This window comes from Nitrincola iocasae (assembly GCF_008727795.1).
GTDB lineage: Bacteria > Pseudomonadota > Gammaproteobacteria > Pseudomonadales > Balneatricaceae > Nitrincola > Nitrincola iocasae.
This window is the reverse complement of the sequence record NZ_CP044222.1, coordinates 3,909,099-3,922,049: the sequence shown is the minus strand read 5'-3', so window position 1 is coordinate 3,922,049 and position 12,951 is coordinate 3,909,099. Positions and strand designations below refer to the sequence as shown.

Annotated in this window: 11 protein-coding genes; 10 read left to right on the top strand and 1 reads right to left on the bottom strand. The window is 50.1% G+C overall.

The window, feature by feature from the left end; translation table 11 throughout:
- Window positions 1-75: 75 nt before the first annotated feature.
- The 4 genes from phnC to F5I99_RS18070 are packed head-to-tail and all read left to right on the top strand — an operon-like array spanning window position 76 to window position 3,215.
- The gene (phnC, locus tag F5I99_RS18085) at window positions 76-906 is read left to right on the top strand and encodes a phosphonate ABC transporter ATP-binding protein (RefSeq protein ID WP_151058476.1); all 831 of its coding nucleotides are present in this window, start codon (window positions 76-78) and stop codon (window positions 904-906) included.
- A complete protein-coding gene (gene phnE, locus F5I99_RS18080) occupies window positions 903-1,736 on the top strand; it encodes a phosphonate ABC transporter, permease protein PhnE (RefSeq protein ID WP_151058474.1) in 834 nt (277 codons plus the stop codon). Before phnC ends, phnE (F5I99_RS18080) begins: the two co-directional genes overlap by 4 nt.
- Window positions 1,736-2,563 carry a phosphonate ABC transporter, permease protein PhnE gene (phnE, locus tag F5I99_RS18075; protein ID WP_151058472.1) on the top strand — a complete coding sequence of 276 codons (828 nt, stop codon included), beginning with the start codon at window positions 1,736-1,738 and terminating at the stop codon, window positions 2,561-2,563. The genes phnE (F5I99_RS18080) and phnE (F5I99_RS18075) overlap by 1 nt, the downstream gene beginning before the upstream one ends.
- A gap of 10 nt (window positions 2,564-2,573) precedes the next feature.
- Complete coding sequence (locus tag F5I99_RS18070) at window positions 2,574-3,215, top strand: histidine phosphatase family protein (protein WP_151058470.1); 642 nt, start codon at window positions 2,574-2,576, stop codon at window positions 3,213-3,215.
- A gap of 16 nt (window positions 3,216-3,231) precedes the next feature.
- Here the strand turns inward: F5I99_RS18070 and F5I99_RS18065 are convergent, their stop codons facing one another.
- Entirely contained in the window at window positions 3,232-4,950 is a 1,719-nt protein-coding gene (locus F5I99_RS18065; protein WP_151058468.1) for a lysophospholipid acyltransferase family protein, read from the bottom strand.
- A gap of 164 nt (window positions 4,951-5,114) precedes the next feature.
- On the opposite strand from F5I99_RS18065, the gene F5I99_RS18060 reads away from it, so the two are divergent.
- The 6 genes from F5I99_RS18060 (at window position 5,115) to F5I99_RS18035 (ending at window position 12,949) form a co-directional block, all read left to right on the top strand.
- The gene (locus F5I99_RS18060) at window positions 5,115-5,828 is read left to right on the top strand and encodes a UTRA domain-containing protein (protein ID WP_151058466.1); all 714 of its coding nucleotides are present in this window, start codon (window positions 5,115-5,117) and stop codon (window positions 5,826-5,828) included.
- 168 nt (window positions 5,829-5,996) lie between these two features.
- The gene (locus F5I99_RS18055) at window positions 5,997-7,721 is read left to right on the top strand and encodes a GGDEF domain-containing protein (RefSeq protein ID WP_151058464.1); all 1,725 of its coding nucleotides are present in this window, start codon (window positions 5,997-5,999) and stop codon (window positions 7,719-7,721) included.
- Between the two features lie 88 nt (window positions 7,722-7,809).
- Complete coding sequence (locus tag F5I99_RS18050; protein ID WP_151058462.1) at window positions 7,810-8,844, top strand: putative 2-aminoethylphosphonate ABC transporter substrate-binding protein; 1,035 nt, start codon at window positions 7,810-7,812, stop codon at window positions 8,842-8,844.
- 71 nt (window positions 8,845-8,915) lie between these two features.
- On the top strand, window positions 8,916-10,064 hold the full coding sequence (locus F5I99_RS18045; RefSeq protein WP_151058459.1) for a putative 2-aminoethylphosphonate ABC transporter ATP-binding protein: 1,149 nt from the start codon (window positions 8,916-8,918) through the stop codon (window positions 10,062-10,064).
- Window position 10,065: 1 nt separating this feature from the next.
- On the top strand, window positions 10,066-11,769 hold the full coding sequence (locus F5I99_RS18040; RefSeq protein ID WP_225307469.1) for a putative 2-aminoethylphosphonate ABC transporter permease subunit: 1,704 nt from the start codon (window positions 10,066-10,068) through the stop codon (window positions 11,767-11,769).
- A 49-nt stretch (window positions 11,770-11,818) separates the two neighbouring features.
- Window positions 11,819-12,949 carry a 2-aminoethylphosphonate--pyruvate transaminase gene (locus F5I99_RS18035; protein WP_151058457.1) on the top strand — a complete coding sequence of 377 codons (1,131 nt, stop codon included), beginning with the start codon at window positions 11,819-11,821 and terminating at the stop codon, window positions 12,947-12,949.
- The last annotated feature ends 2 nt before the right edge of the window (window positions 12,950-12,951 follow it).

The window sequence follows — 12,951 nt, the reverse complement described above, 5'->3', positions numbered from 1 at the left end:
TTTGCCTCTCAGGGATGAGAGGCTTTTTAGTTTAAGACCGGTCAGGTTACTGGATAGGATAAAACTGGGGACGTTATGCTGATACTGAAGCAATTAACTAAACGCTATAATACGGGTGATAAAGCGTTGACCGATGTGACGCTGAATATACCCGCAGGTCAGGTAACGGCTTTGATTGGTCCGTCTGGTGCGGGTAAAAGCACGCTGATCCGTTGTGTTAACCGGCTGGTAGAGCCTACCCAGGGACAGGTTTTTCTTGGTGAAACTGAATTGACCGGTTTGAGTCAGCGTCAGTTACGCAAGGCCCGGCGCCGCATGGGGATGATTTTCCAGGAATATGCGCTGATAGATCGCCTCACGGTCATGGAAAACGTGTTGTCCGGCTATTTGGGTTATACCGGTTTCTGGCGCAGTTATTTGCGCCGTTATCCCCAGCATGTGATCAAGGAAGCCTTCCGCTTGCTGGAACGGGTTGGGTTGAGTGATTTCATTGACAAGCGTGCTGATGAACTCTCCGGCGGCCAGCGTCAGCGCGTCGGTATTGCCCGTGCGTTGTTGCAAAGCCCGGATATTCTGCTGGTTGATGAGCCTACTGCCAGTCTTGATCCAAAAACATCGCGGCAGATCATGCGCTTGATTAAAGAGCTTTGCGCCGAACGACAGCTCGCCGCTATTATCAATATTCATGATGTCCAGCTGGCGCAGTTGTATGCTGACCGGATCATCGGCCTGCGCGCTGGTGAGCTGGTATTTGACGGTTTACCTGATCAACTGGATGCCGAGATTCTAACCCGTATCTATGGTGAAGAAGACTGGAATACCCTGCCTGATACTGACGCATCAGAGGAACAAGATAGCGAAACGGCTGTGCCCATGTCTAATTTGATGCGGACTGCTGCCCTATGAGCCGTTTTACCCATAATGCGGCTGAACGTAAGGCCATGGCGGCTCAAGGTCGCTGGCGTTGCCCGCCATTGATTGCTGATTGGCGCTACCGTTTGGCATTGGTGGCAGCCTGCCTGATTTATCTGGTTCTGGCCAGTGCCAGTGTTGAGGTGAACTGGGCCCGTGTGGCCGAGGGCGCGTCTCGTGGTTTGAATTTTTTTGCCGCGTTTCTTCAACCGGATTTTACCAGCCGCTGGAGTGATATTCAGCAAGGCATTGTTGAATCTCTGACCATGACTTTCACCTCCACCAGTATCGGTATTTTGCTGGCAATCCCTGTCGGTATTGGCGCAGCGCGCAATATGGCACCCTGGCCGATTTATCTGTTTTGCCGTTCCATTATTGCAGTCTCGCGGACCTTTCAGGAGGTCATTATTGCCATTCTGTTTGTGGTGATGTTTGGCTTCGGACCGCTGGCGGGGATGATAACTCTGGCGTTTGCCACAATCGGCTTTATGGCCAAATTGCTGGCTGAAGATATTGAAGATATAGATGAGCGCCAGGTTGAAGCCATTCGTGCCACTGGCGGCAGTTGGTTGCAGCTCATGAACTATGCGGTGCAGCCGCAGGTCATGCCACGCTTAATTGGCTTATCCATGTACCGGCTGGATATCAATTTTCGTGAATCCGCTGTGATCGGTATCGTCGGCGCAGGTGGCATCGGCGCGACGTTGAACACCTCTCTGAGCCGTTATGAATATGATACGGCGGCAGCGGTGCTGTTAATCATTATTGGTATCGTACTGCTGACGGAATATGTGTCGGGTTATGTGCGTAGGTGGGTACAGTAATGCCGGTTAAATATATACAAGTTGATGCAGATTCGAGCCGCGCTCACTGGACCCTGCGTACTACCCGTCAGCAATGGCTGATCTGGCTGGGTTGGTTGGTCGGCGTGTCGCTGTTCCTGCTGTGCTGGAAAGTGATTTCTGATAATACCATGTGGGTGTTTGTCGAAGACGCCCCGCGTCAGGGGGCTGACTTGTTAAGCCGGATGATACCGCCTGAATGGGGTTATTCAAGCCAGCTTTGGCAACCACTTTGGGACACTATCAATATCGCTACGCTAGGAACCTTGCTGGGTATTCTGATGGCGTTCCCTTGTGCCTTCCTGGCGGCACGTAATACCACACCACACCCTCTGATACGCTCTCTCGCACTGATGATCATTGTATCATCCCGATCGATTAACTCACTGATTTGGGCCATGCTGCTGGTGACTATTCTGGGGCCTGGTTTGTTGGCCGGCATTCTTGCCATTGCCCTGCGTTCGATAGGCTTTGTGGGTAAGTTACTCTATGAGGCGATAGAAGAGATACATCCAACACCAGTAGAGGCGATTACCGCAACGGGGGCCAGCCGTATGCAGGTGATGAGTTATGCTGTCTTGCCGCAAGTGATGCCCGCGTTTGCCGGGATCAGTATCTATCGCTGGGATATTAACATCCGAGAGTCGACTGTACTGGGGTTGGTGGGAGCGGGTGGTATCGGTCTGCAATTGAATGCCGCTATTAACACGCTGGCCTGGAACAAAGTCAGTATTATTTTCATTATGATTTTTGCCACGGTACTGGTTTCAGAATATATTTCCGCCAAAGTGCGCAAAGCGTTTATTTAAGGATGTGACCATGCGATCAATGGATGCCGTAGTGACGACGTTTGACTTAATCCGTCACGGAGAACCGGAAGGTGGGCGAAAGTTCCGCGGTGCAACGGATGATCCGCTGAGTCGCGAAGGCTGGTTGCAGATGCGCCAGGCTGTGGGGGATCAGGCGCCCTGGGATACCATCATCACATCACCACTGCGCCGTTGCCGGGAGTTTGCCACTTGGTTAGGTGCTCAACATCATATACCGGTGCAGGAACAAGCGGATCTGGCTGAGCTGTTTCTAGGGCAGTGGGAAGGTCTGACTCATGCCGAGGCGCGTCAGTCATTTCCTGCCCAGGCGGATAAGCCGGATGGTGTGACCGCTTTTTGGGTCGACCCGCTTATGAATCCAACGCCTAAGGGCGAAACACTCCATGACTTTGATCATCGGATTCGTGGTGTGTGGAAAGTCTTGGGCGAGACCTATCCTGGTCAGCACCTGCTTATCGTAGCGCATTTGTTTACCTGTAACTTTTTGTTACGACAGATATTGCAGCAGCCGATTGAGAAAGCACTTTTCTTTGACTTGCCTTATGCTGGGTTGACACGAATACGTCAGGAAGAAACCCCGTATGGCAGCTTCTCACAAGTGGAGTGGGTGGGGCTGACCCGGTTGCCTTAAACCCCATCCACCTATCTCACGTGTTGAGCTCACCCATATAGCGCTGGCGCTTTTTGGCTTTGATGTCCGCAACGTTCACCATCACCAGGCCATCGATGCAGTAACCAAAGTCAGCATCCACACTGAAGTCAAGGAAGTGAACCCCCTTATCTACACAGAGCTCCGTGTATTGTTTGTACAGCGTGGGTACAGTGACACCGTAGAGATCCAGGCGCTCTTTCAATGCAATAAAGTCTTCGCGGGCATCTTTGAAGCAAAACAGGCGTTGTGCTTCACCAAAACCTGCATCAGACGGACTGTAAGGTGCGTTAGCTTTCGCCAGCTTTTCTAATCCATAATAATGGCGGTAGTAGATCACCAACAGGTCCCTGGCAATTTGTGGCAACTTGGCCGATATGGATACCGGGCCGAGCATGCGGTCAATGTGAGGACGGCTTTTCAAGTAGGCCCCTATGCCATACCAGAGATAATCCAGACTGCGTCGTCCCCAGTAGCGCGGCTGCACGAAACTACGACCCAACTCGATTGCATTTTCCAGCATCGGCTCGAGCTCTGGCTGATAACTGAACAAACTGGCCGCATAGAGGCCCTGTAAGCCGTTAGCGCGGATAACAGAGGCACATTCGCCAATACGGTAAGCGCCGACCAGCTCGAGTGCCTCGTCATCCCAAAGAACCAGGTGTTTATAGTTACGGTCATAGCTGTCGAGGTCATAGCGTTGGCCTGTGCCTTCACCTACCCGACGGAAGGTTAGCTCTCTTAGTCGGCCTAGCTCACGCATCACCGGAGAGTCTGAGGCATAATCAAATAGATAAATATGCATACCATCCTGGGTCTGCCCCAGGCATTCGGCTTTGCGCAATTCCCGTCGCAGTAACTGGCGCTCTTCGGGATGCGCAATGGGCTTTTCAGTTACGAACAGGGATTTTTTGTTTTTCGGTAATCGGTAAACGTGTTTTCGTAACAGTTTCAACCGGGTTTTTAACGGCAGTTCATTATTATCAAAGCGCTCCAGCGGGATCAGCTCACCAATTCTGACCGGCATATCTTCGGCATTTTTCTTGAACATCTCGTTGACTAGCATCAGTCCGCCAATCGGGCGATAGATCATTGACAGCGAATAGAAGATAGCTGAGTTTTTACTGTTTAAGTGAATCGGCAGGATCGGCGCATTGGTCTTGCGGGCAAAATGTACAAAGCCACTTTGCCAGGCACCATCCTTGATACCGGTTGCCGTTGCCCGGGAGACTTCCCCGGCTGGAAAAATGATCACCGCCTGTTCTTTTTTCAGGCACTCGGTCACTTCTCTGACCGTCTTGCGATAGCCGCTCTGGGTCAGGTTATCCACAGGCAGCAGCAGTGGTCGCAATGGAGCAAATTGCCATAGCAGGTCATTAGCCAGAATCTTGATGTCACGTCGTACCTCACCAACCAGCTTGAGCAAAACCAGTCCATCTAAGGTGCCGAGCGGGTGATTGGATACTATGACGACACGCCCTTCAGAGGGTATATTTTCTTTTTCCCGCGCCGACACTAAATAGCTGATGCGGAAATGTTCGAGTACTTTGTCGGTAAATTCAAACGCACCCAGGTCCTGATGGGTATGCAGAAACTGATTGACCTCATCCTCGTGGAATAAATGACGCAATAATTGCATCACGGGTGTTTTTAGCACGGCGGGCTTATGCGCCAGCGCCGGGTATTTTTCAGATACCAACGCTTCTATATTCAACATGGTCCACCCCCAGAATAATAATGCTTAGGATCATTGCTGATTCAGGTGACCAAGTGATGACAGTAATGTGGCGTTTTTATGACCCACATCATTCGCGTCATACCCTGTCATGTTGAACTAATAATCCGTTAAAATTACTACATTTATTCAACATGGACCGGTTCATGGCAGAGCAACCGTTATACCTGCAGCTTAGAGACCAATTGATGCAGCGCATTACCTCCGGAAACCTGCCGGTGGGCTCACGTTTGCCTGCTGAGCGTGTGCTGGCTGAGAGCTTCAACACTACGCGCATTACGTTGCGCCAGGCTTTGGCACAGTTGGAAAGTGAAGGGGCTATTTATCGCAGCAATCGGCGTGGCTGGTTTGTCTCCTCACCACGGCTGACCTATGAACCGGTAAACGATGTCAGCTTTACCCATTATGTGGCTGAGCAGGGGCGCATACCACGCACCGAGGTGCTGGGTATCGAGAAAATGCTGGCAAGTATTTCAGTGGCAACAGCCTTGGCGCTGCACCCAGGTGATGACGTTTACTGTTTACGTCGTCGCCGCTTTGTTGATGAGCGTTTGGTGTTTGTGGAAACCATCTGGCTAAATCCGTGTTACTTGCCGGGAATTGAACAACAGCAGTTTGAATCCTTATGGAAGCTTTTGGCGGATAAATACGCCATCAGGTTGACCCGTAAGCAGATTACCATTACCCCGACAGCCTTGACTGGCAGTGTGGCAGCTGCTTTGGGAGTGAATTCAGGCTGTCCCGGATTATATATTACCCGTATTGGTAAAACAGATGAGGGTGCCTGTATTGAATTTGATGAAGAGTTTTGGCTAAACGATGTGCTCACCATCAGTGTAAATACACAGGGAAATCAGTGAGTAATTACCCCTAAAAAATCATTAGTAATTTTTCTGTCACATATTCTCGTTACAGTTCTATTTAAAGAGCATTTCAAACAAGAGATATATTCACTCTGTCTCTGACGCTTGTGTAGTGCGAGGCTCAATTCCCCGCGTCAGTTGGTATTCGCAAAGCAGAAGGCATCTATGAAAGACAGATTGCATGACGAACTTAAACACATTCTGAGCGACGGGCTGATAACCTCATTGTTTCAGCCGATCGTCGATATTGATAAACAGGAAGTGTTTGGTTACGAGTCATTGAGCCGTGGTCCGTCCGACAGTCCATTACACGCTGCGCCGGTGTTGTTTGATGTGGCGGAAAAGTCAGGTGTGTCGGGTGAGCTGGAAGAAATCTGTCTGACTGTGGCAGCGAAGAACTGGTCTGCCCATGCCCTGGACAGCTACCTGTTTGTTAACATGAGTCCGAGTATCTTGCTGCCGCCTCGCTTTCGGGGCTTTAGGTTGATGAAACTGCTCCATCAGTATCATCTGAAACCTGAGCAGATAGTGATAGAGATATCCGAACGTTATCCAGCGTTGCAGCTACAAGAACTTAAAAGCTCAATAAGCTGGCTTAAATCTCAGGGCTTTAAAGTTGCTATCGATGATCTGGGAACAGGGTATTCTGGATTAAAGCTCTGGGCCGACCTCAAGCCTGATTTTGTCAAAATAGATCGGCATTTTATTCGTGACATCCACGATGATCTGGTGAAGCTGGAATTTGTGCGTTCGCTGGTGGACCTGTCCAGTCGTTTAGGTTGTACACTGATAGCTGAAGGTGTCGAAAACCAGGCCGAGCTGAATGTGGTCATGGATCTGGGTATTGTGTTTATTCAGGGATTTCTGGTCGGGCGCCCCAAGCCCTATCCAACAGCCGACCTGAGTAGCCTACCGGACAAACAACAGTTGGTACCGAAGTCTACTGGAAAACTGGCTCGTGATCTGTGTAAATATATAGAGCCTGTAGAGCCGGATGTTTCGTTGCGTGAAGCTTGGGAGCGTTTGCAGAAAGATATCAATATTTTCTCCTTACCCGTTGTGCATGAAGGTCGTCCTCTAGGACTGTTGCATAAGTGGCGAGTAATGGAGCTCTATGGCAGTCAGTATGGCCGGGCACTATTTGAAAAACGCCCTGTTATTCATTTTATTGGCCGTGATTCTCTGGTAGTGGATCAAAACTCCACACTGGATGAGATTAGTCGGAGATTGATTGAAGAAGACTTTCACTATCTTAAACAACATTTTATCGTTGTGAATCAAGGTATTTATGCCGGTCTTGGCACCACACGTACTCTGCTTAAACAGATTACCCAGGAGCGTATTGAGAAAGCACGTTATGCCAATCCGCTGACACAACTACCCGGTAATGTGCCGATCAATAATGAATTGGATCGGCGCTTGAAGCGTCAATTGCCATTTTCATTTATTTATATCGACATCAATGATTTTAAACCACTCAATGACGTGCTGGGATACCAGATCGGCGATTTGGTGATTACACGAATAGCAGATCTGCTATTAAAGCACTTTAACCACAGTAGTGATTTTGTTGGCCACATAGGTGGAGACGACTTTGTGGTGATGACAGAAATGGAAAGTGTGGCGGAGCTGACTCATGAGGTGCAGGTTGCTTTCAAAGCAGCTGCGCACTCACTTTACCCCCAGGACATGATTCAGAAGGGTTATATGACAGCTCTGGATCGTGACGGTCTGCAGCGTAACTTTCCACTCACGTCTATAGCATTTGCCATTATCCGTGTTGAATCGCCTTGTGATTATAAACCGGATCAGATAGCCGATTTTGCCGCCGATGCCAAAAAACAATCCAAAAAAGCGGATAGATTTTGTTATAGCCGAATCCTTATTTAATGAACTGAAAATTTCAATAAACTGTCATTATTCTGAAACACTCTATCCTTAGTATCTGGTCTATACCAAATAATACTCAGGAGACATCATGAAAAACGCACCGTTTCATTCCCTGAAAAAGACAGCTGTTGCGCTGGCCCTTGGCTCTGTCATGGCTGTGCAGGCTGTTTCAGCAACAGAGTTGACTGTTTATACCGCTGTTGAGTCAGATGATTTGCAGAAGTATGCCGAACGCTTTAATCAGGCGCATCCTGATATCAGTATTCGTTGGGTGAGAGACTCTACAGGGGTTATGACCGCTCGCCTGTTGGCCGAAAAAGAAAATCCCCGTGCGGATGTGATTTGGGGCTTGGCGGCAACCAGTCTGCTGATGCTGGATAAAGAAGAAATGCTGGAGCCATACGCGCCAGCCGGTGTTGAAAATCTGGATCCAAAATTCGTTGATGTTAATAATCCACCCGCTTGGGTAGGGATGGATGCCTGGGTGGCGGCTGTTTGCTACAACACGGTTGAAGGCGAAAAGCTCGGTGTACCTATGCCAACTAGTTGGGAAGATCTGACCCGTCCGGAATATCAGGGCCATGTGGTAATGCCAAACCCTAACTCTTCTGGAACCGGTTATCTGGATGTCTCCAGTTGGATCCAGCTCTGGGGTGAAGAGAAAGCCTGGGAATTTATGGATGGTCTGCACAACAATATCAGTCGCTACACCCACTCAGGTTCAGCACCTTGTAACCTGGCAGGTTCCGGTGAAGCGGTTGTCGGTGTGTCCTTTGCGTTCCGTGCGGCACGTCTGAAATCTCAGGGTGCGCCAGTTGAAGTGGTGTTTCCGTCTGAGGGCTTAGGCTGGGATATGGAAGCTGCTGCTATTGTTAAGGGTACTCAGAATCTGGAAGCAGCAAAGACACTGATGGACTGGGCGATCAGCCGTGATGCCAATGAGTTGTATAACGAAGGTTATGCTGTCGTGGCCATGCCGGGTGTTGCTCAGCCAATTGAAAACTATCCCGCTGATATTGTTGATCGCATGATCAATAATGATTTCAGCTTCTCGGCCGTGAACCGTGACCGCATTCTGCAGGAATGGCAGCGTCGTTACGATGGTAAGAGTGAAGCGCGTTAAGTATCAGTAGGACTGAACACGGCAGGTGAGAGCATGGATGCTCCACCTGCTTTTTAATTGGAGTTATCCCTATGCATGCATTGCAGAAATCATCCATAACGGCGTTTGTGCCGCAAACTTCCACCTTGGCTGGCAGCCATCATAGCTCACCACAAGTGTGTCTGAAAATTGAGGCCCTAACCAAACAGTTTGGTGAGTTCACCGCACTTAAGACCATAGACCTGGAGATCTTTGAGGGTGAGTTTGTTTGCTTTCTGGGTCCATCCGGGTGCGGTAAGACCACCTTGTTGCGTGCTATCGCCGGACTGGAGATGCAAAGCAGTGGGCGAATTTTTCAAATGGATAAAGAGATTTCCACACTACCGCCACAAAAGCGTGATTTTGGCATAGTGTTCCAGTCCTACGCCCTGTTCCCCAATCTAACTATTGCTGACAATATTGCCTACGGTCTGAAAAGTCAGGGTTACTGTAAAACACGCATCCGCGAGCGGGTGCAGGAGCTACTGACACTGATTGGTCTGGAGGGCTCGGATGCCAAATATCCGGCGCAGTTATCCGGAGGGCAACAGCAGCGTGTAGCGCTGGCGCGCGCGTTGGCGACTGAGCCTGGGTTATTGCTGCTGGACGAGCCGCTGTCAGCATTGGATGCACGGGTGCGTTTGCACCTGCGTCAACAGATCAAGTCATTGCAGCAGGCGCTGGGTGTAACAACCGTTATGGTCACCCATGATCAGGAAGAAGCGCTGACGATGGCCGATCGTATTGTGGTTATGAACCATGGTGTTATTGAACAAATTGGCACCCCTAAAGAGATTTATCGTCATCCGGTTAATGCCTTTGTCGCCGGGTTTGTCGGCAGCATGAATCTGCTGCCGGTTGAAGTGGCCTCGGCTTCGGGTGTGCTGCTGGGTATTCAGCATCTACCCTGTCTTCCGCATGAAATTAATAATGGCGATTCAGCCTGCCTGGGTATTCGACCCGAGGAAGTTGTACTGACAGAGCAGGACGATGCAAGTGGATCACTGGAAGCGCGGGTAGTGCATGTAGAATATTTAGGCTCATTTATGCGTGTCACCTGTGACCTGTTAATGCAGGAGCAGCAGGTGGTGGTGGATTTACAGCATACCGATGCCGAGCGCATGAATATTGCCGTTGGCCGTGACGTGTTTTTGCAGTTACCTCAGTGCTACTGCCGTATTTTTGAGCAACAGGTACATTGATATGAGCATTGATTTTCCTATGGCTCGCCTTGCTGACTGGCGCTATAAAATCAACTCGGAAACACTGCTTAAACTATTGTTTTTACTGGCAGCTCTAGCGTTGATGCTGATTGGCCTGGCGTTACCGCTTTATACTATGCTGTTGAAAAGTTTACAGAATAGCAGCGGTGAATTTATCGGTCTGATGAATTATCGCTATTATTTTTCTACACCGGCGTTAGTTAACTCGATACTGAATTCATTTTCTATTGCCTTGATGACGACGCTGCTGGTGGTAGTGTTAGCATTTTTGTGTGCTTATGGCATTACCCGAACCTGTATGCCGGGGAAAAAGCTGTTTCGTACACTGACGTTACTACCAATATTGGCACCGTCACTGCTGCCAGCCATTAGTCTGGTGTACATCTTTGGCACCCAGGGGTATATGAAATCGCTGCTGGGCGATACCAGCATCTACGGTCCTGTTGGTATTGTGATCGGTATGTGTTTCTGGATTTTTCCACATGCATTGATGATCCTGATCACGGCCCTGTCCAACAGTGATGCGCGTTTGTATGAAGCGGCCAAGGCGATGAAGACCTCGACGTTTCGAACCTTTATGACGGTGACGCTGCCGGGTGTTCGTTACGGGTTAATGTCCTGTGCGTTTGTGGTGTTCACCCTGGCTATTACCGATTTTGGTGTGCCCAAGGTTATCGGGGGCCAGTTTAGCTTATTGGCAACGGACATTTATAAGCAGGTTGTCGGCCAGCAGAACTTCCAGATGGGGGCGGTTGTCAGCGTCATTCTGCTGTTACCTGCGGTGTTTACCTTTATCGCTGATCGCTGGGTGCAACGCAAACAAACCTCACAGCTGTCATCCAGAGCCGTACCCTATCAACCCGAACCCTCACCAATGCGCGATGGGCTGTTTGCCGTACTTTGCTATACTGTTGCTGCGGTGATTTTGCTGATTATTGGCACCGCTGTGTATGCTTCGCTGATTCAATTTTGGCCCTATAACTTGAGTTTCACCCTCACTCACTACAGTTTTGACGGTCTGGGGGGGAGTGGCTGGGAGTCCTGGTTTAACTCGCTGAAAATGGCTGGAGGAGTGGCTGTAATTGGTACGCTGGTGATTTTTACCAACGCCTGGCTAGTGGAGAAAAGCAAGGAGTTTGCGCTGCTGAGACAGACGGTGCATCTGTTTGCCATATTGCCTATGGCGGTGCCTGGAATGGTGTTGGGGCTGGCGTACATCTTCTTTTTTAACCATCCAGATAATCCGCTGAATCTGCTCTATGGCACCCTGGCGATTCTGATTCTTAACACCCTGATCCATTTTTATACTGTGTGCCATCTGACCTCGATGACGGCGCTAAAACAACTTGATCCGGAGTTCGAATCGGTTGGGGCATCACTCAAGGTGCCTTTCTGGCGTACTTATATCCGTGTGACTCTGCCGGTATCTCTGCCTGCCGTATTGGATATTTCAGTGTATTTGTTTGTGAATGCCATGACCACGGTATCGGCGGTGGTGTTTCTCTATGGCCCCGATACACGCCTGGCGGCCGTTTCGGTATTGCACCTGGATGAGGCCGGTTACTTTGCCAGCGCGGCGGCGATGGCCGTATTGATACTGCTGACCTCTATGGGGGTGAAAGTTCTGCATGCGCTGGTGACCCATCTGTTACTGAAGAAAGCTCAGGTCTGGCGACAGCGCTGAGCACTCTGTGATCACTCTACATAGAACTATGAAGGATTAGACGCCGATCATGCACAACGAACCCTATCTACTGACGCCCGGTCCACTGACGACCAGTTTGAGTGTAAAACAAGCCATGCTGCGTGACTGGGGCTCCTGGGATGGTGATTTCAATCAAATCACCGCAGCTATTTGCCAAGACTTGCTGACACTGGCCAATGCTCAGCAAACCCATGTCTGTGTCCCACTGCAGGGGAGTGGTACCTATCTAGTCGAAGCAGTTTTCGCCACGCTGTTGGCTAAGGACAGCAAGACGCTGGTGCTGATGAATGGTGCTTATGGTCAGCGAGCCGCCGCCATACTGCAACGCATGGGAAAGACCTGTGTGACGCTGGATAAGGGAGATTACCAGCCGCCATTGGCCCAGGAGGTTGACGAACTGCTGCGCCAGGACCCACTGATCACCCATGTGGTGGTGATTCACTGTGAAACCAGTTCGGGTATTCTCAATCCAGTGGACGCTATCGCCAAGGTGGTAGCCGCACAAGGGCGAGAGCTGATTATTGACTCCATGAGTGCGTTTGGCGCCTTGCCGGTGGATGCCAACGAACTACCCTTTACCGCACTGGTTTCGTCAGCCAATAAGTGTTTAGAAGGGGTACCCGGGTTTGGCTTCGCGCTGATCCGCGAAACAGCACTGGTTTCGTGTGAAGGGCAGTCACCCTCCTTGTCACTGGATCTCTATGACCAATGGCGCTATATGCAAAAAACCGGTCAGTGGCGTTTTACCCCACCTACGCATGTGGTGGCTGCCTTTCATCAGGCGCTGCAGGAGTATCAGTTAGAGGGTGGACAGTCAGCACGACTGGCGCGTTATAGCCGCAATCGTGATCGGCTGGTAGCCGGCATGCGTGCACTGGGATTTCAGACTCTGCTTGAAGATGCCTGGCTATCACCCATTATTATTACTTTCCTGTCTCCGGATGATCCGGCCTTTAGCTTTATGCCGTTTTATCAACAGATGAAGAGCCGTGGTTTTCTGATTTATCCGGGTAAATTGACCCAAGTCGAGAGCTTCCGGCTGGGCTGTATCGGCCAGCTTTTTGATTCGCAGATCAATGCTGTTCTGGAGGCTGTGGCGGACAGCTGTACTGCCCTCGGGCTGACTGCGATCCAACCCCCTCAGACTATGTCCCTGTAAGG

Bases quoted from the DNA above. Each gene is read 5' to 3' on its own strand.
- phnC (WP_151058476.1), top strand. From the start codon at position 76: ATGCTGATACTGAAGCAATTAACTAAACGCTATAATACGGGTGATAAA.
- phnE (WP_151058474.1), top strand. From the start codon at position 903: ATGAGCCGTTTTACCCATAATGCGGCTGAACGTAAGGCCATGGCGGCT.
- phnE (WP_151058472.1), top strand. From the start codon at position 1,736: ATGCCGGTTAAATATATACAAGTTGATGCAGATTCGAGCCGCGCTCAC.
- F5I99_RS18070 (WP_151058470.1), top strand. From the start codon at position 2,574: ATGCGATCAATGGATGCCGTAGTGACGACGTTTGACTTAATCCGTCAC.
- F5I99_RS18065 (WP_151058468.1), bottom strand. From the start codon at position 4,950: ATGTTGAATATAGAAGCGTTGGTATCTGAAAAATACCCGGCGCTGGCG.
- F5I99_RS18060 (WP_151058466.1), top strand. From the start codon at position 5,115: ATGGCAGAGCAACCGTTATACCTGCAGCTTAGAGACCAATTGATGCAG.
- F5I99_RS18055 (WP_151058464.1), top strand. From the start codon at position 5,997: ATGAAAGACAGATTGCATGACGAACTTAAACACATTCTGAGCGACGGG.
- F5I99_RS18050 (WP_151058462.1), top strand. From the start codon at position 7,810: ATGAAAAACGCACCGTTTCATTCCCTGAAAAAGACAGCTGTTGCGCTG.
- F5I99_RS18045 (WP_151058459.1), top strand. From the start codon at position 8,916: ATGCATGCATTGCAGAAATCATCCATAACGGCGTTTGTGCCGCAAACT.
- F5I99_RS18040 (WP_225307469.1), top strand. From the start codon at position 10,066: ATGAGCATTGATTTTCCTATGGCTCGCCTTGCTGACTGGCGCTATAAA.
- F5I99_RS18035 (WP_151058457.1), top strand. From the start codon at position 11,819: ATGCACAACGAACCCTATCTACTGACGCCCGGTCCACTGACGACCAGT.